General features: G+C 47.7%; 14 protein-coding genes. All 14 read left to right on the top strand.

The window, feature by feature from the left end; genetic code table 11:
* Positions 1–4: 4 nt before the first annotated feature.
* On the top strand, positions 5–1,159 hold the full coding sequence (locus AC3IRK_RS09775) for a 1-deoxy-D-xylulose-5-phosphate reductoisomerase (RefSeq protein WP_131502569.1): 1,155 nt from the start codon (positions 5–7) through the stop codon (positions 1,157–1,159).
* Positions 1,160–1,172: 13 nt separating this feature from the next.
* Positions 1,173–2,414 carry an RIP metalloprotease RseP gene (gene rseP, locus AC3IRK_RS09770; protein WP_188004501.1) on the top strand — a complete coding sequence of 414 codons (1,242 nt, stop codon included), beginning with the start codon at positions 1,173–1,175 and terminating at the stop codon, positions 2,412–2,414.
* Between the two features lie 29 nt (positions 2,415–2,443).
* Positions 2,444–4,144 (top strand): proline--tRNA ligase, encoded by a 1,701-nt coding sequence (locus AC3IRK_RS09765; protein ID WP_131972521.1) that lies wholly within the window; start codon positions 2,444–2,446, stop codon positions 4,142–4,144.
* A gap of 124 nt (positions 4,145–4,268) precedes the next feature.
* The gene (locus tag AC3IRK_RS09760; RefSeq protein WP_207904752.1) at positions 4,269–8,564 is read left to right on the top strand and encodes a PolC-type DNA polymerase III; all 4,296 of its coding nucleotides are present in this window, start codon (positions 4,269–4,271) and stop codon (positions 8,562–8,564) included.
* Between the two features lie 129 nt (positions 8,565–8,693).
* Entirely contained in the window at positions 8,694–9,161 is a 468-nt protein-coding gene (gene rimP / locus AC3IRK_RS09755; RefSeq protein ID WP_114595525.1) for a ribosome maturation factor RimP, read from the top strand.
* 16 nt (positions 9,162–9,177) lie between these two features.
* Positions 9,178–10,305 carry a transcription termination factor NusA gene (gene nusA / locus AC3IRK_RS09750; protein ID WP_131502565.1) on the top strand — a complete coding sequence of 376 codons (1,128 nt, stop codon included), beginning with the start codon at positions 9,178–9,180 and terminating at the stop codon, positions 10,303–10,305.
* A 3-nt stretch (positions 10,306–10,308) separates the two neighbouring features.
* Positions 10,309–10,578, top strand: a complete 270-nt coding sequence (gene rnpM, locus AC3IRK_RS09745; RefSeq protein ID WP_012370709.1) for an RNase P modulator RnpM — start codon at positions 10,309–10,311, stop codon at positions 10,576–10,578.
* Positions 10,571–10,873, top strand: coding sequence for a YlxQ family RNA-binding protein (locus tag AC3IRK_RS09740; RefSeq protein ID WP_012370708.1), 303 nt, complete (start codon positions 10,571–10,573; stop codon positions 10,871–10,873). The genes rnpM and AC3IRK_RS09740 overlap by 8 nt, the downstream gene beginning before the upstream one ends.
* A 15-nt stretch (positions 10,874–10,888) precedes the next feature.
* Positions 10,889–13,057: a translation initiation factor IF-2 gene (gene infB, locus AC3IRK_RS09735; RefSeq protein ID WP_026828043.1), complete on the top strand. Its 2,169-nt coding sequence runs from the start codon at positions 10,889–10,891 to the stop codon at positions 13,055–13,057.
* Positions 13,058–13,093: 36 nt separating this feature from the next.
* Positions 13,094–13,435 (top strand): 30S ribosome-binding factor RbfA, encoded by a 342-nt coding sequence (gene rbfA, locus AC3IRK_RS09730; RefSeq protein ID WP_012370706.1) that lies wholly within the window; start codon positions 13,094–13,096, stop codon positions 13,433–13,435.
* A gap of 51 nt (positions 13,436–13,486) precedes the next feature.
* Positions 13,487–14,395, top strand: coding sequence for a tRNA pseudouridine(55) synthase TruB (gene truB / locus AC3IRK_RS09725; protein ID WP_131972523.1), 909 nt, complete (start codon positions 13,487–13,489; stop codon positions 14,393–14,395).
* A gap of 17 nt (positions 14,396–14,412) precedes the next feature.
* Positions 14,413–15,342 carry a bifunctional riboflavin kinase/FAD synthetase gene (locus AC3IRK_RS09720; protein WP_131972524.1) on the top strand — a complete coding sequence of 310 codons (930 nt, stop codon included), beginning with the start codon at positions 14,413–14,415 and terminating at the stop codon, positions 15,340–15,342.
* A gap of 123 nt (positions 15,343–15,465) precedes the next feature.
* On the top strand, positions 15,466–15,735 hold the full coding sequence (gene rpsO, locus AC3IRK_RS09715; RefSeq protein ID WP_012370703.1) for a 30S ribosomal protein S15: 270 nt from the start codon (positions 15,466–15,468) through the stop codon (positions 15,733–15,735).
* A 135-nt stretch (positions 15,736–15,870) separates the two neighbouring features.
* The gene (pnp, locus tag AC3IRK_RS09710) at positions 15,871–18,090 is read left to right on the top strand and encodes a polyribonucleotide nucleotidyltransferase (protein WP_114595528.1); all 2,220 of its coding nucleotides are present in this window, start codon (positions 15,871–15,873) and stop codon (positions 18,088–18,090) included.
* The last annotated feature ends 24 nt before the right edge of the window (positions 18,091–18,114 follow it).

Below are 18,114 nucleotides of genomic sequence, written 5' to 3'. Positions count from 1 at the left end.
AAGGATGAAACAGGTTAGTATCATTGGGGGAACTGGATCAATCGGGACCCAAACGTTAGATGTCATCGCAGCAAATCCAGACCGTTTTCAACTGGTCAGCTTTGCGTTCGGGAAAAACATCGAGGTTGCCTTACCCTGGCTGAATCGTTTACGTCCGGAGCTGGTAGCTGTCTTAGACGAGACAGTAAAAGAACAACTCGAAGCTGTTCTTGATTACGCGCCAACAGTGCTCGTCGGTGAAGAAGGATTGATTGCTGTCGCAACAGCAGAACAAGCGGATATCGTCATTACAGCCGTCGTCGGTGCCGTCGGGCTTCGTCCTACGCTTGCCGCCATTGAAGCGGGAAAAGCGATCGGGTTGGCAAACAAAGAAACACTAGTGACAGCCGGACACCTCGTCATGAAAAAAGCACGTGAAAAAGGTGTCGCTATTCTTCCGGTCGATAGTGAACATGCCGCGATTTTCCAATGTCTGAATGGCGAACGTCGCCAAGACGTCCGACAAATCATCTTAACCGCATCCGGCGGCAGTTTCCGTGATCAAACACGGGAACAGTTGGCAAACGTAACAGTCGAGCAGGCGCTAAACCATCCGAACTGGTCAATGGGGGCCAAAATTACGATTGATTCGGCGACGATGATGAACAAAGGATTTGAAGTCATCGAAGCGCACTGGTTGTTTGATGTCACGTACGATGAAATCGATGTCGTCCTTCACCGGGAATCCATCATCCACTCGATGGTCGAATTCAATGATGGTGCGGTTATGGCGCAACTCGGGATGCCGGATATGCGTGAACCGATTCAATATGCCCTTACATATCCGTCCCGCCTTGAAATCAAAGGGGGAGAACGGTTAAACTTAAAACAAATCGGACGCCTGAATTTTGCGGAAGCTTCATTTGAACGTTATCCATTGCTTCGTCTTGCGTTTGAAGCAGGACGTGCGGGTGGATCGATGCCTTCCGTGCTCAATGCTGCGAACGAACAAGCTGTTGACCGTTTTTTAAAAGGGGAAATCAGCTTTTTAGAAATTGAAGCGAGCGTCGAGGCGGCTCTTCAAGCACATGAAAACATCGAAGATCCGTCTTTGGACCAGATTTTAGAGTCGGATCGTTGGGCCCGTGCGTTTGTTGCGTCCCTCTCACTCGCTAATTAAGGATGGGATAACAATGACGACCTTTATATCAATCGTATTGATGTTCGGTGTACTTGTTGCCGTGCATGAATGGGGTCATCTCGTCATGGCAAAACGGGCAGGAATCCTCTGTCGCGAATTCGCCATCGGATTTGGTCCGAAAATTTTTTCTTTTTTCAAAAATGAGACGTTGTACACGATTCGCCTGTTACCAATTGGTGGATATGTCAAAATGGCCGGGGAAGAACCGGAATTCGTTGAAGTCAAACCGGGGCAAACAATCGGCTTGGGACTTCGTGACGGTATCATTGAGACGATGTATTTGGATGCTTCCCGTCCGGAGGCGGATCAAGTCGTAACCGTCGAAAAAATTGATTTGTTGCATAAGCTAGAAGTCATCGCCTTACAAGATGAAGTATCGGCACGTTACCCTGTCTCGAAGACGGCATTTCTTGTCGAAGGACAAACCAAAACTCAAATCGCGCCATACGATCGAACGTTTGGATCAAAATCCGTTTTCAAACGTGTCCTAGCCATTGCGGCAGGTCCGGCCATGAACTTTGTTCTCGCGTTTGTTATCTTGTTCGGCTTAGCATTGTATAATGGTTCACCGACCGGAGAAAGTGTCATTGGAACGGTGCAAAAAGAATCTCCGGCTGATAAGGCAGGTCTTGTCGAAGGAGACCGGATTGTTTCCGTCAATGGAACAGAAACGGATAAATGGACGGATTTACGGGCCGGGTTCCAAGATCAGGCCGGAAAAAAGACAACCGTCGTCTACGAACGAGATGGTCAGGAGCAAACGACGTCCATCACACCGAAGGTACAACAGCAAGGTGATCAAAAAGTTGGAATCATTGGTGTGACGAATGAGACAGAAAAATCATTTGGAACAGCCTTACAGACAGGTATTTCCGAAACATGGCGGATGTCGACATTGATCGTCGGAGCTGTCGGAGATCTCGTAACGGGTGTCGTCGGCGTCGATCAATTATCCGGTCCGGTCGGAATCGTCAAAATGACGGATCAAGTTGCGGACAGCGGATTTTCCATGTTGCTGACATGGACTGCATTGCTTTCAGTCAACTTAGCAGTATTCAACTTATTACCACTACCTGCTTTAGACGGTGGCCGATTATTGTTCCTGTTTTTAGAAGCGTTGCGCGGGAAACCGGTCGATCCGCAAAAAGAAGGATTAGTCCATTTTGTTGGATTTGCACTTTTGATGCTCTTGATGTTGGTCGTCACATGGAACGATATCCAGAAGTTCTTTTAAATTATTAGTCAAAGGGGTTCACGACTCACATGAAACAATCCAAATTATTTATGCCTACTTTACGTGAAGTACCATCCGATGCAGAAGCCATCAGTCATCAGCTTTTGTTACGGGCAGGGTTTATGCGTCAAAATGCAGCCGGAATCTATTCGTATCTTCCACTGGCGAAACGCGTCCTGTCGAAAATCGAGACGATCATTCGTCAAGAAATGGAGGGAGCTGGTGCGCAGGAATTGTTGATGCCAGCTATTCAACCAGCAGAACTATGGGAAGAAACCGGACGCTGGGATATTTACGGTCCGGAACTGATGCGTTTGACGGACCGTCACGATCGACGGTTTGCGCTTGGTGCGACACATGAAGAGTTGATTACGTCCATCGTCCGTGATGAGCTGAACTCCTATAAAAAATTACCGGTCAACTTGTTCCAGATTCAAATGAAGTACCGGGATGAACGCCGTCCACGGTTCGGATTACTCCGTGGCCGTGAATTCATCATGAAAGATGCCTATTCGTTCCATTCGTCGCAAGAGAGTTTGGAAGAAGAATATCAAAATATGTTTAATGCCTATACAAAAATCTTCACACGTGTCGGACTCGAGTTCCGTCCGGTCGTCGCAGATTCCGGTGCGATTGGCGGTAGTGGAACACATGAATTCCATGCCTTGGCTGCTATCGGCGAAGATACGATCGTGTATTCTGATCAGTCGGATTATGCGGCGAACCTGGAGATGGCAGAATCGGTCGATCAGTACACGAAACAAGATAAAGCATCAGAAGCATTAGAAGAAGTTCACACAGGTGACGCCAAAACAATTGAAGCTGTCAGTGCAGTACTTGGATTACCGGAACAGGAGTCGATCAAAACGGTTGTCTTCAAAACGGAAGAAGGTCTTGTCATGGCGCTCGTCCGTGGTGATCATGAAGTCAATGACATTAAACTGAAGAATTACCTCGGTGCTCTCGATATTATGATGGCAACGGATGAAGAAATCGAGCAGGCACTCCATTCGACACCGGGAACGCTCGGACCGATTGGGGCCGACATGAAGGTTGTTGCGGATTATGCAGTGCGGGCATTAACAAATTCTGTTTGCGGCGCGAACAAGCCGGAAACGCATTACGTGCATGTTGAGCCAAACCGCGACTTTGAAGCAGAATACACAGATTTACGATTCGTCGAAGAAGGTGACCTCTCACCGGACGGACAAGGACACGTCAAGTTCGCTCGAGGAATCGAAGTCGGACAAGTCTTTAAACTCGGGACACGTTATTCAGAGGGCATGAATGCTACGTTCCTTGATGAAGGCGGGAAAGCCCAACCGTTGATCATGGGTTGTTACGGGATTGGTGTCTCGCGGACGATGTCTGCCGTCGTCGAGCAACATTACGATGACCGCGGCATCATCTGGCCAAAAGCCATTGCACCATTTGATGTTCATTTGATTGCCGTCAACGGTAAAAATGCAGAACAAATGCAAGTCGCGGAAACGGTCTACCATGACCTGACGGCCGCCGGATTCTCGGTTCTCTTTGACGATCGGAAAGAACGTGCCGGCGTCAAATTCGCCGACGCAGACTTGATTGGACTGCCTGTAAGAATCAATGTAGGTAAAAAAGCACCGGACGGTATCGTGGAACTGAAAGCACGACGCGGTGGAGAAGCAGAAGAAATTCAACAAGCAGATCTTCTTGAAGCTGTTCGTTCGCTTTATGAAGGTTTACAATAAGTAATGGGAACGGTCACTTTTCGTAAAGTGACTGTTTTCTTGTCTCACACCCATTCGCCCCTTGGGCAATCTGCAAGAGGAGGAGGAGTGGCTGTCATGGTGTGAAGCAACAACGACAGCACAAATGCGAGTGGATACACAACAACGCATGTCGCTCTTGATGAGCGATTTAGAATTACCAACCGGCATCGTTGAAGAATTTTTTACAGATGCTTCACTTGAAAAATTACGGGTCCAAAAAGCAACCGCGACATGGACTTTCCATATCCGACTGGTACAGGTCTTACCTCAAAACGTTTATCAGATGTTTTACAGTCGGCTGAAAAGCCGTTACCAACAGTTTGCGGAGGTCAAATTACTGCTTGAATCCGAGCAACGTCCCGACGCTAAACTATTTATTGATTACTGGCCCTATATCGTCGAGGATTTGGCTGATGCCTCGTCAGCGATGCGGAGTCATCTAAGCCGTGTTTTGCCGGAGTACCGGGACAATAAACTATTTATTCCGGTTCGAAGTGAACCGGAAGCCGGATTCCTGAAAAATGATCTTTGCGGTGAAATGCAATTATTATACGGGGCATACGGGTTCCCGAAATTTGTGTGTGAACCGGTCGTCCAGATGGATCAAACTGAGCAGGAAGAATTACGGAATCAGGTTAAACAGGAGGATATTGATGAAGCAAAACGAATGCTTGAACTTCAATTCAAACGGGAACAATCCCGTGACGATGACGAAGGACCAATTGATATCCGGATTGGAAAACCGATTCAAGACGAAGTGGTACCGATTAAGACGATTCAAGATGAAGAACGCCGGATTGCAATCCGGGGACTTGTTTTTGCGGCAGAAAGTCGGGAACTCCGCAGCGGAAAAACAATCTTTACATTTAAACTGACCGACTATACGGATTCTTTGGTCGTCAAAATGTTTGCCCGTGACGAGACCGATGTCAAAATCCTGTCGGCTATCAAAAAAGGCATGTGGATTCAAGTAGCGGGCCGCGTCGAATTTGATACGTTCTTGCGTGACTTGTGTATGATGATCGCCCAGTTGTCCGAAGTCAAAATGGAACTGCCGGCCGATCCATGGGCGGGTGAGAAACGGGTCGAGTTACATGCCCATTCCCAAATGAGTCAGATGGATGCTGTCATGAACGTGACGAAATATGTGGAGCGAGCAGCTGCCTGGGGGCACCCGGCAGTCGCCATCACTGATCACGCGGGGGCGCAAAGCTTCCCGGATGCGTATTATGCCGGAAAGAAAAACAACATCAAGGTGTTATACGGGATTGAAGCGAACGTCGTCAACGACGGGGTTCAGGTCGCGTATCATCCGGTCGATCAGGACTTGGAAAAAGCAACGTTTGTCGTTTTTGACGTCGAGACCACCGGATTGTCTGCGATGTATAACAAAATCATCGAGTTAGCCGCTGTTAAGATTTACGATGGAGACATCATCGACAAGTTCGAAGCGTTTGCTGATCCACAACATCTCTTGTCAGCGACAACGATTGATTTAACGGGAATTACCGATGAGATGGTCCGCGGAAAACCGGACCCGGAACAAGTCGTCAAGGAATTCATGGACTGGGCGGGGGATTCGATTCTCGTTGCCCACAATGCTTCCTTTGATATCGGGTTCTTAAATGCCACATTACGGTCCGGTAACCATGATGAATCGACTTTACCCGTCATCGATACGCTCGAACTCGCGCGTGTCCTGATGCCGAGTCTTAAAAATCACCGTTTGAATACGCTCGCGAAACGATTTGATATTGAATTGACCCAGCATCACCGGGCGATTTACGATGCGGAAGCGACCGGCTATTTGATGCTCAAACTACTGCAAATGGCGGACGAGATGTTTAATATGAAGACTCACCTTTCGCTTAACCGGGAGATGGGAAAAGATATTTCACGGGCACGTCCGTATCATGCGACGGTCTATGCCAAAAACCGGACAGGTCTGAAAAACTTGTATCAGCTGATTTCGCTGGCGCATACGAAACACGTCCACCGTGTCGTCCGGACACCGCGTTCGCAACTCGTTGCGCACCGGGACGGTTTGATCATCGGTTCGGCCTGTGACAACGGGGAAGTGTTTGATGCAGCCCTTAATAAATCAGATGAAGATTTGGCGAAGGTCATGCGTTTTTATGATTTCATCGAAATTCAGCCACCTGCGATGTACGGTCATTTAATCGAACGGGAAATCGTTCAAAATGAGTTGGAACTGCGGGATTTGATCAAAAAGGTCATCCGGGTCGCGGAAGAAAACGATATTCTGCCGGTAGCGACGGGCAATGTGCATTATCTGGACACACATGACGCCACCTATCGGGAAGTGTTGATTCGGACGCAGGGCGGCGCCAACATGCTGAATATGCGTAAACAATTGCCGCCGGCCCATTTCCGGACGACACAAGAAATGATGAGTGATTTTAAATTTTTAGGACCGGAACTGTCGGAGCGGCTTGTCATCATCAATAGTCAGAAAATCGCCGGCTGGTTTGAAAATATTGATATCATTCCAAAAGATTTGTTCACGCCTAAAATTGAAGGCGCGGATGAAGAGGTCCGGTCGTTGTCGTATGACATGGCGCATCGCATTTACGGCGATGTCCTGCCGGAAATCGTCGAAGCACGGCTCGAAAAGGAACTCAAATCGATTATCGGTCACGGATTTGCCGTCATTTATCTGATTTCGCACAAGCTCGTAAAAAAATCACTCGATGATGGATATCTCGTCGGATCCCGGGGATCGGTCGGTTCGAGCCTCGTCGCGACGATGACGGAAATCACGGAAGTCAATCCGTTACCACCGCATTACGTCTGTCCGAATTGTAAGGAGTCGGAATTCTTTGATGATGGATCGGTTGGTTCTGGATTCGACTTACCGGATAAAACGTGTAAGACGTGTGACGTGCCGTTAATCAAAGACGGGCACGATATTCCGTTTGAGACGTTCCTTGGATTCAAAGGGGATAAAGTACCGGATATTGATTTAAACTTCAGTGGAGAATACCAGCCGAAAGCCCACGCCTATACAAAAGTCTTGTTTGGTGACGACTATGTGTACCGAGCCGGGACAATTGGTACGATTGCCGAGAAAACGGCTTACGGCTACGTCAAAGGATATCAGTCTGAAAATGATTTAAACTACCGGAATGCTGAAGTCGACCGGCTCGTCAGCGGTGTGACCGGTGTCAAACGGACGACGGGTCAGCATCCGGGTGGGATCATCGTTGTTCCGGATTATATGGACATTTATGATATCAGTCCGATTCAATTCCCGGCGGATGACATGGGGTCCGAGTGGAAAACGACCCACTTTGATTTCCATTCGATCCACGATAACTTATTGAAACTGGATATCCTCGGACATGATGATCCGACGATGATTCGGATGCTGCAAGATTTGTCGGGACGCGATCCGAAAACGATTCCCGTCGATGATGCAGAGGTCATGAAGATTTTCAGTTCGACAGAATCGATTGGCGTGACACCGGAACAGATTGATTCGAAAACCGGGACGCTTGGGATTCCAGAGTTTGGGACAAAATTTGTCCGACAGATGCTTGAAGAAACAAAACCGACGACTTTTTCAGAACTTGTCCAGATTTCCGGTCTGTCTCACGGCACGGATGTTTGGCTCGGTAATGCCAGTGAGCTGATTTATAACGGAACATGTGAACTGAAAGACGTCATCGGTTGCCGGGATGATATCATGGTCTATTTGATTTACGCGGGTCTTGAACCGTCACTTGCCTTTAAAATCATGGAATCGGTCCGTAAAGGGAAAGGTCTTTCAATTGAGATGGAAGAGGCGATGATTGAAAATCATGTACCGCTTTGGTATATCGATTCTTGTAAAAAAATCAAGTACATGTTCCCGAAAGCCCACGCCGCGGCCTATGTGTTGATGGCCGTCCGGATTGCTTATTATAAAGTCCATCATCCGATGTACTATTATGCCTCTTACTTCACGGTTCGTGCCGGTGATTTTGATATCGGGGCGATGAACAAGGGATCGGCAGCGATCCGCAAAGTATTGCAGGATATCAAAGATAAAGGATTTGAAGCAACGGCGAAAGACAAGGGGCTGTACACCGTGCTTGAGATTGCGCTTGAAATGATTGAACGGGGCTTTACCTTCAGCAAAGTCGATTTGTATAAATCGAGTGCATCCGAGTTTCTGATTGATGGAGATTCGCTACTGCCGCCGTTCGATGCTGTCACCGGTCTTGGAACGAACGCGGCGAAACAAATCGTCGAAGCCCGAAAAGGCGGTGAGTTCCTGTCGAAGGAAGATTTGCAAAAACGGGCGAAACTCTCGAAGTCGATTATCGAAACGCTGGATAATCTCGGTTGTCTGGAAGGTCTTCCGGATGAGAACCAACTCTCGTTATTTGACCTCTAAAGCCTTGCGGATGCTTGCTTAAGAAGGTGCATTATGCTATATTGAGTGAGGAAATGTTTTTTATACTACGACTTGGAAGGAGTAGGGGGACCTGCTCCTTTCTTGTTTGTTTTTTGAAGGAGGATGAAGATGACGAACGTAACTGAGAAGGTCGAACAACTCGCTAAACCGATCGTAGAACGAGAGGGGATGGAGCTTGTCGACGTCGAATTCGTCAAAGAGGGGGCGGATTGGTTCCTACGTGTCTCCATCGATAAAGAAGGTGGCGTTGACCTGGAAGACTGTGTCAACATCAATGAAAAGTTATCGGAAGCATTGAATCAAGATGATCCGATTGACGAACCCTACTATTTAGATGTTGCGAGTCCAGGTGCTGAACGACCACTCAAAAAAACCGAGGATTTCGAAAAGGCGATTGGCAAACACGTCTATATCAAGACGCATGATCCCGTCAAGGATGCGACAGAATTTGAGGGTACACTACTGACTTATTCTGAAGAAATGCTTGAACTCGAAGTCCGTGTGAAGACACGAAAATTGAAAATTGAAATACCGGTGAACAAGATCGCGATGGCGCGGCTTGCGGTAGTGTTCTAAGGAAAGGAAGAGAACGATGGGACCACAGTTACTTGAAGCAATCGAACAAATCGCTAAAGAAAAAGAGATTGATAAGAATATCATCATCGATGCGCTGGAACAGGCATTGATTTCCGCTTACCGTCGCAACTTTGGAAAAGAGTCGGAGGCAGTAAAAGTCGAATTTGACCAACAGACAGGAGATATCCGTGTCTTTGCCTTAAAAGAGGTTGTTGAACGTTTGACACAGCCGGAAGAACAGCTTTCACTCGAGGAAGCACACGAAATCGATCCAACGTATGAACTCGGTGATTTCCATAAAGTCGAAGTGACACCAGGTGATTTCGGACGTGTCGCAGCACAAACGGCGAAACAAATCGTCACACAAAAGATGCGCGAAGCAGAGCGGGAACGTATTTACAATCATTTCGCCGACCGGGAAGATGAAATCATGACCGGAATGGTTGAACGTCAGGATGCACGTAATCTTTACGTTAACCTGGAGGGGATTGAAGCCGTACTGACGACACACGAACAGATGCCGAATGAACGTTTCGGAATCCGGGAATACATCAAAGTATACGTAACGAAAGTCGATCCAATGGTCAAGGGATCAGGCGCATCGATTCTTGTATCGCGGACACACCCAGGTTTATTAAAACGTCTGTTTGAAATCGAAGTACCTGAAATCGCCAGCGGCGAAGTTGAAGTGAAGTCGGTAGCACGTGAAGCCGGCGACCGTTCGAAGATTGCCGTTGCTTCCGACGAAATCGATCCTGTCGGTGCATGTGTCGGTCAAAAAGGAGCGCGTGTCCAACGTATCGTTAACGAATTAAACGGAGAAAAGATTGATATCGTCCGTTATTCAGATGATCCGAAAGAATACGTCGCCAATGCATTAAGTCCAGCACAAGTCGTCGCCGTATATGTCAATGAGCCGGCAAAAGCGACAATCGTCGTCGTACCGGACTTCCAATTGTCACTTGCGATCGGGAAACGTGGTCAAAATGCCCGTTTAGCTGCCAAGTTAACAGGATGGAAAATTGACATCAAGAGCGAATCAGAAGCAGAATCGATGGAATTGAAAGATGTCTTCATGAAAGTCGAACCTGCGGCAACAGAAGCAGTTGACGTGGAAACGGTCCAAGTCGAAGGCGAGGAATAATTCGTGCAAAAAAAGGTACCATTACGCAAATGTGTCATCACACAAGAGATGCGTCCTAAAAAAGAGTTAATTCGGGTCGTCCGGACACCTGACAGTGAGGTTGTCGTCGATCTTAATGGTAAAATGAATGGGCGAGGCGCCTATTTGACGAAAGATGCCACTGTCATTGCGACAGCAAAAAAGAAGCGCACACTCGATCACCATCTGAAAGTCAAAACAACAGATGCGTTATATGATCAATTGCTTGCGATCGCGGGAGGTACACATGAGTAAATGGGAATCGCTCCTTGGTCTCGCGAACCGAGCGCGGAAAGTGACGACTGGAGAAGAACTCGTACTGAAAGAAGTACGGGGGGGACAAGCCAAACTCGTCCTCTTAGCAGCAGATGCGGGGGCTGCCACGCGTAAGAAAGTGACGGATAAATGTACAAGTTATCGTGTTCCGTACATCGAAGTCGGAGATCGAAACATTCTTGGACATGCACTTGGGAAAGACGCGCGTGTTGTCGTGTCAGTCAACGAAGCCGGATTTGCGAAAAAGCTAACGGAACTCCTCTCGAACGATTAACTGGAGGTGGATCTTTTGGGTAAACGTGTATACGAATTCGCGAAAGAACAGAATGTAACGAGTAAGCAGGTCATCGCCCAGCTCGAAAAGCTGGAAAAACCCGTTAAGAATCATATGGCGGTTTTAGATGAACAGACAGTACAGCAACTCGACAAAGTATTTAATCCCGAGAAACATCGGGTCCAAAAAACGGAGGCTCCAAAACAAGTGAAATCAGACAATAAACCGAACAGACCAGGAACAACTAACAAACCAGCAGGGAACCAATCACGCAATACAAAAGGCGGACGTCCGGAATTCGGAAACCGCAATAACCGCGGTGGAAAACGCCGTCCACAGAAAAAAGTGGAACCACGTAAACTGGAAGTAGCAGACCCAAATTCAAAATCAAGTCAACGAAAAGCAGCACGTCGGGCGCAAGAAGAAGCAATGGCAAACGTCGTTCAATACGCAGACAACTTAACAGTCGGCGAATTGGCTGAAAAAATGGATAAAAAACCAAACGAACTGATCATGAAATTGATGGGAATGGGCGTTATGGCGACCATTAACCAAGATCTCGATGATGAGACGGTTGAATTGCTTGCATCTGACTTCGGATTTGAAGTCGAAAAAACAGTTAAAGTCGATGAAACAGACTTCGATGCATATGAACTGAACCTCGATAACTACGAATTGTCAGAACGTCCACCGGTCGTTACAATCATGGGACACGTTGACCACGGTAAAACGACATTGCTTGACTCGATCCGTAACACAAAAGTCACAGCAGGCGAAGCCGGCGGAATTACGCAGCATATCGGTGCCTACCAAGTAGAAATCGAAGGAAAGAAAATTACATTCCTCGATACACCAGGTCACGCCGCGTTTACAACAATGCGTGCACGTGGGGCAGATGTCACGGATATCGCCATCATCGTTGTCGCAGCAGATGACGGCGTCATGCCGCAAACGGAAGAAGCGATCAGCCACGCAAAAGCAGCCGGTGTTCCAATCATCGTTGCTGTCAACAAGATGGATAAAGAAGGCGCTAATCCAGACCGTGTCAAACAAGAATTGACGGAGTTCGAACTCGTAGCCGAGGACTGGGGCGGTGACACGATTTTCGTACCGGTTTCAGCTCTTAAAGGAGACGGAATCGACGAGTTGCTTGAGATGATTCTTCTTGTCTCCGAAGTCCAAGAATATAAATCTACACCGGACATGCACGGACGCGGAACGGTCATCGAAGCGAAACTCGATAAAGGACGCGGACCTGTTGCGACATTGCTCGTCCAACACGGAACACTTCGTGTCGGAGATCCAATTGTCGTCGGTCATACGTTCGGCCGGATTCGGGCAATGGTCAACGATATCGGTCGCCGTGTCAAAGAGGTTGGCCCGTCGACACCAATCGAAATTACAGGCTTGAACGATGTACCAAAAGCCGGAGATCAATTCTTTGCGTTTGAAGATGAGAAAAAAGCCCGTCAAATCGGGGAAGCGCGTTACCAACGTGAAATCGAGGCACAACGCCGCGATTCAGCGAAAGTCAGTTTGGAAGATCTCTTCGACCGGATCAAAGAAGGCGAAGTCAAAGACCTCAACATCATCATCAAAGGTGACGTTCAAGGTTCAGTCGAAGCCCTCGCCGGTTCACTCAAGAAAATCGACGTCGAAGGTGCTAAGATCAACATCGTCCACTCAGGTGTTGGTGCCATCACAGAAGGTGATGTCATCTTGGCTTCAGCAGCTAACGCCATCATCATCGGCTTTAACGTCCGTCCAGATGGTAACGCGAAATCGATGGCAGACCAAGAGAAGGTTGAGATTCGTCTTCACAAAATCATCTACAATGCGATCGAAGAAATCGAACAAGCGATGAAAGGTCTTCTTGACCCAGAATTCGTTGAGAAAATCATTGGTCAAGCTGAAGTTCGTGACGTCATCAAAGTCTCGAAAGTCGGAACGATTGCCGGTGGTTATGTCACAGAAGGTAAATTGACACGTGCTGCAGGTGTTCGTGTTGTTCGTGACAGCATCGTTATTTATGAAGGAAAACTCGATACGTTGCGCCGCTTCAAAGACGATGTCAAAGAAGTAGCAGCCGGTTACGAGTGTGGAATCAAGATCGAACGATACGACGATATCAAAGTAGACGATGTCATCGAAGCGTTCATCATGGAAGAAGTTAAACGCAAGTAACAGAACGGATCAGAATCCGAACTGGAGGGATATAGAATGAGCGTACGTTCCAATCGTGTAGCAGAGCAGGTGCGTAAAGAAATTACGCAAATGTTGATTAAAGATGTGAATGATCCGCGTGTCAAGGCGGTGACGGTAACCGGTGTTGAAGTCACAGGTGACTTACAACAAGCAACGATCTTTTATTCGGTGCTCGGTGATGAAACGGTGCGTGAAGAAGCGCGCGTTGGTCTTGAAAAGTCAAAAGGGTTCATGCGTAAAGAAATCGGATCACGGATCCGTTTACGGAAGACACCTGAATTGCTGTTTGAGATCGATACATCTGTCGAGTACGGATCACGGATCGACGAATTGCTCCGGAACTTGAACAAGGATTAACAAGACAAGGGCAACCACACCTGTGGTTGTCCTTTTTTAGGAGGGACAAGGATGGAACCCATCGGAGTATTACCGTTAGATAAACCAGCAGGTATGACGAGTCACGATTGTGTTTTTCGACTGCGTCGCCTTTTTCAAACAAAAAAAGTCGGACATACCGGAACGCTTGATCCGGAAGTGACAGGTGTCTTGCCGATTTGTCTCGGACGAGCAACGAAGCTTGCGCGCTTCATTACGGACGAAGGGAAGAAGTATGTCGCAGAAGTGACGATTGGCTATGCGACGACAACCGAAGATGCCCACGGGGAAACCGTTCGGGAAACGCCGGTCCCACCTGATGCATTTACGGAGCAGCAAGTCGATGAAATACTCAATCAACTGACCGGACAGCTGGAACAGACACCGCCCTATTATTCGGCCGTGAAAGTAAACGGGAAAAAATTATATGAATATGCCCGTAAAGGCATCGAAGTGGAACGACCGACCCGAATCGTTCAAATCGATACACTGGACCGAACATCTGAATTGACTTTTGAAGACGGTGTCTGCCGTTTTCAAATCGAAATTGCCTGCGGAAAAGGCACGTACATCCGGACACTTGCGGTTGCAATCGGTGAACGGTTAGGTTATGCGGCCCATATGAGTGAATTGCGCCGGACAAGCTCGGGTGCGATGTCCGAAACAGAAGCGGTGACACTTGCAACACTTGAAGCCTGTGAGACGGTGGAAGAGCGGATGCAGTACGTTTTACCGATTGAACAAGTCATTCAAAAGTGGCCACGGTTGACTGTAGACGCCGAGACAGCGGCCCGTGTCTTGAATGGTGCCAAGTTAGCAGGCATTCCGGTCGAATTTGAACGCTTTACTGTCTATAATGAAGAGGGCATCCCTTTAGCAATCTACCGGCTTGATTCCGAAATCAATATGGGACGCGTAGAAGTCATGTTACAAATCGATTAGGATCGGAGAGATCAGGAATGGACATCATTCATTTAACATATCCAGAACAACCAGTAGAAGACCCGGCTGTTATTGCACTCGGCTTTTTTGATGGCGTACATCTTGGACACCAACGTGTTTTACAAACCGCAATTGAAAAAAGCCGCGAATTACATCTGCCGGTAGCGGTCATGACGTTTGATCCTCATCCGAAACAAGTACTTGGTAACGGAACGGAACAGATTCTCTACATTACACCGCTGGACCGAAAACTCGAAAAGATGGCGCAACTTGGCATTGACCGGGTGTATGTCATTGAATTCACAGTCGCCTTTTCAGAGTTGTCACCACAGGACTTCGTTGACCACTATTTAATTGCTGCCGGAGCACGCCACATTGTTGCAGGATTTGATTATTCGTATGGACGGTTCGGGGCCGGCAAAATGGCGACGCTTGATTTCCACAGTCGTGGACGATTTGATCATACGATCGTTTCAGAACACCAAGCAGACGATGAAAAGGTCAGCTCGACACGAATTCGTCGTTTGCTCGCAGATGGCGCCGTCGCAGAGGCAGCTCTGTTGTTAGGTGAGCCGTATCAAACGAAAGGGATTGTCATTCATGGCGACGCCCGCGGTCGCCAAATTGGATTTCCGACCGCCAATATCCGCCCGGAATTTGCTTATGTCATTCCGAAACTAGGTGTCTATGCGACGTTCGTTCATCTAGAGGATGGGCGGAAATTTCCGGCAATGACGAACATCGGACGGAGACCGACGTTTTATGAGACGGGAGAAGTCAGCATCGAAACTCACCTGCTCGCATTCGACGAAGATTTATATGGACAGGAACTGAAGCTCGAATGGATGGCTTACTTACGGGACGAACAAGCATTCGATGGAATCGAGAGTTTAAAAAATCAACTTGCCCAAGATAAAATTCACGCGATGCAGGCATTAACGGTTTGACAGACGGTGACGGGTTCGTTATGATGAGTCAGTACGAATACGTACAGCCGGTTGGCTTGGCATCAGGTCTCACCATCCGATGCTCGGCAATACGGTCATTCAAAAGATGGAGGTGGAGTGACAATGGCACTCACTAAAGAACGTAAAAATGAAATTATCGAAGCTTATGCTACGAAACAAGGCGATACTGGTTCGCCGGAAGTACAAGTTGCTGTTTTAACTGAACAGATCACAACTTTAAACGATCACTTACGTACACACAAAAAGGATCACCACTCACGTCGTGGTCTCTTGAAAATGGTTGGTCGTCGCCGTAACTTGCTCACATACCTTCGTAACAAGGATGTTTCACGTTACCGTTCATTGATCGAGCGTCTTGGTCTTCGTCGCTAATCCGAACAGATCAACAAGGAAGCAGGAGCATCGTCTCCTGCTTCTTTTTTTTGCCGATTCGTGGACATTTGGCGCAAGAACATCCATAATTAGATTTGAATGAAAAAACGGATAGAAGTGAGAGGGGATTTGTGCATGTCACAAACAAAGCAGACGTTTTCGACCGAACTCGGTGGACGTCCATTAACAATTGAAATCGGTCAACTGGCCAAACAAGCAAACGGAGCAGCATTGATCCGTTACGGTGAGACGGCAGTCCTTGCGACGGTCGTAGCATCAAAACAACCGAAAGACTTAGATTTCTTCCCATTAACAGTGAACTATGAAGAAAAATTATATGCAGCAGGTAAGATTCCGGGTGGCTTCCTAAAACGTGAAGGACGTCCGGGCGAAAACGCGATTTTGACATCACGTTTGATTGACCGTCCAATCCGTCCCTTGTTCCCAGATGGATTCCGTCATGACATCCAAGTTGCAACGACGGTCTTATCTTCAGATGAAGACAATTCACCAGAAGTCGCAGCGATGATCGGGGCTTCCATTGCCTTGTCGATTTCAGACATTCCATTTGATGGTCCGATTGCCGGCGTGACGATTGGTCGCGTGAACGGTGAGTTCATCATCAACCCGACAATGAGTCAAGCAGCTGAAAGTGATATCGACCTTCAAGTTGCCGGAACGAAACATGCGGTCAACATGGTCGAAGCCGGAGCAAAAGAAGTGTCGGAAGAAGCGATGCTTGAAGCGATTCTTCTCGGACATGATGTCATCAAGGCATTGATTGCGTTCCAAGAAGAAATCGTCGCAGCCGTTGGTCAAGAGAAATTCGCCTATACGGTTTCTTCGTTTGACGAGACTCTTGTCAACCGCTTGAAAGCTGATGCACTTGCAGAAGTGACGATGGCGGTTCAAGTCGAAGAAAAACAAGCACGCGATCTTGCCATCAACGAAGTCATTTCGAAATATATCGATCAGTACGCAGCAGATGATTCGATTACGGAAGCGCAATTGGCAGAAGTATCGGGTGTCTTGAACAAATTCGTCAAAACAGAAGTACGTCGTTTGATTACAGAAGACAAAGTCCGTCCAGACGGTCGTGGTCTTGCTGAAATCCGTCCGCTTGACTCGGAAATCGGATTGTTACCACGTGCACACGGTTCAGGTTTGTTCACACGTGGTCAAACACAAGTCTTGTCTGTTGCGACGCTCGGTGTCGCAGGAGATGCGCAAATCATCGATGGACTTGGACTCAAAGCAGAAAAACGTTTCATGCACCATTATAACTTCCCGCCGTTCTCAGTCGGAGAAGCTCGTCCGATGCGTGCACCGGGTCGTCGTGAAATCGGTCACGGAGCACTCGGGGAACGTGCACTGTTACCAGTTCTTCCATCAGAAACAGATTTCCCTTACACGATTCGTCTCGTGTCAGAAGTTCTTGAATCAAACGGTTCGTCTTCACAGGCATCGATTTGTGGATCAATCCTTGCGATGATGGATGCAGGTGTGCCGCTGAAAGCACCGGTCGCCGGAATTGCAATGGGCTTGATTAAAGAAGGCGAAAACTATTCGATCCTGACAGACATTCAAGGCATGGAAGATCATCTCGGCGATATGGACTTTAAAGTCGCAGGAACTAAAGACGGAGTGACTGCTCTTCAAATGGATATGAAGATTGGCGGAATTACGCGTCAAATTTTAGAAGAGGCGCTTGAACAAGCGCGTCTCGGTCGTTTACACATCCTTGAACACATGAATTCAGTCATTGCTGAACCACGTGTCGAGTTGTCTAAATATGCACCGAAAATCGTCACATTGAAAATCAATCCGGATAAAATCCGTGATGTGATTGGACCCGGCGGTAAAGTCATCAACAGCATCATCGATGAGACGGGTGTTAAAATCGATATCGATCAAGACGGAACAGTCTTTATCGCGTCAACGGATCAAGACGGCATCAATCGTGCTCGTCAGTTGATTGAAGATATCGTCCGTGAAGTCGTCATCGGAGAAGAATTTGACGGGACAGTTCGCCGCGTCGAAAAATTCGGTGCTTTCGTCGAACTATTCAAAGGAAAAGATGCTCTTGTACACATCTCGGAATTAGCACTTGAGCGTGTTGGCCAAACTGAAGATGTCGTCAAATTAGGCGATAAATTGAAAGTCCGTGTCACAGAAGTCGATGACAAAGGACGTGTCAATGCATCGCATAAAGTATTGCTTGTTGAAGGTATGAGTGCGGAAGATCGTGCTGCATACGATGAAAAGAAAAAAACAGAGCGTGACAGCCGCCCGCCGCGTCGGGATACTGGATCTCGCCCACCACGTGACGGACAACGTCCACCGCGTCGTAACTAATGAAAACAAAGGTGGCTCAACGGT

It is taken from the genome of Exiguobacterium sp. GL_137 (assembly GCF_057834585.1).
The sequence above is the reverse complement of the archived record's forward strand: the minus strand, read 5'-3'. Positions and strand labels throughout refer to the sequence as shown.

Coding starts and splice junctions, on each gene's coding strand:
- AC3IRK_RS09775 (WP_131502569.1), top strand. CDS start 5: ATGAAACAGGTTAGTATCATTGGGGGAACTGGATCAATCGGGACCCAA.
- rseP (WP_188004501.1), top strand. CDS start 1,173: ATGACGACCTTTATATCAATCGTATTGATGTTCGGTGTACTTGTTGCC.
- AC3IRK_RS09765 (WP_131972521.1), top strand. CDS start 2,444: ATGAAACAATCCAAATTATTTATGCCTACTTTACGTGAAGTACCATCC.
- AC3IRK_RS09760 (WP_207904752.1), top strand. CDS start 4,269: ATGCGAGTGGATACACAACAACGCATGTCGCTCTTGATGAGCGATTTA.
- rimP (WP_114595525.1), top strand. CDS start 8,694: ATGACGAACGTAACTGAGAAGGTCGAACAACTCGCTAAACCGATCGTA.
- nusA (WP_131502565.1), top strand. CDS start 9,178: ATGGGACCACAGTTACTTGAAGCAATCGAACAAATCGCTAAAGAAAAA.
- AC3IRK_RS09740 (WP_012370708.1), top strand. CDS start 10,571: ATGAGTAAATGGGAATCGCTCCTTGGTCTCGCGAACCGAGCGCGGAAA.
- rbfA (WP_012370706.1), top strand. CDS start 13,094: ATGAGCGTACGTTCCAATCGTGTAGCAGAGCAGGTGCGTAAAGAAATT.
- truB (WP_131972523.1), top strand. CDS start 13,487: ATGGAACCCATCGGAGTATTACCGTTAGATAAACCAGCAGGTATGACG.
- AC3IRK_RS09720 (WP_131972524.1), top strand. CDS start 14,413: ATGGACATCATTCATTTAACATATCCAGAACAACCAGTAGAAGACCCG.
- rpsO (WP_012370703.1), top strand. CDS start 15,466: ATGGCACTCACTAAAGAACGTAAAAATGAAATTATCGAAGCTTATGCT.
- pnp (WP_114595528.1), top strand. CDS start 15,871: ATGTCACAAACAAAGCAGACGTTTTCGACCGAACTCGGTGGACGTCCA.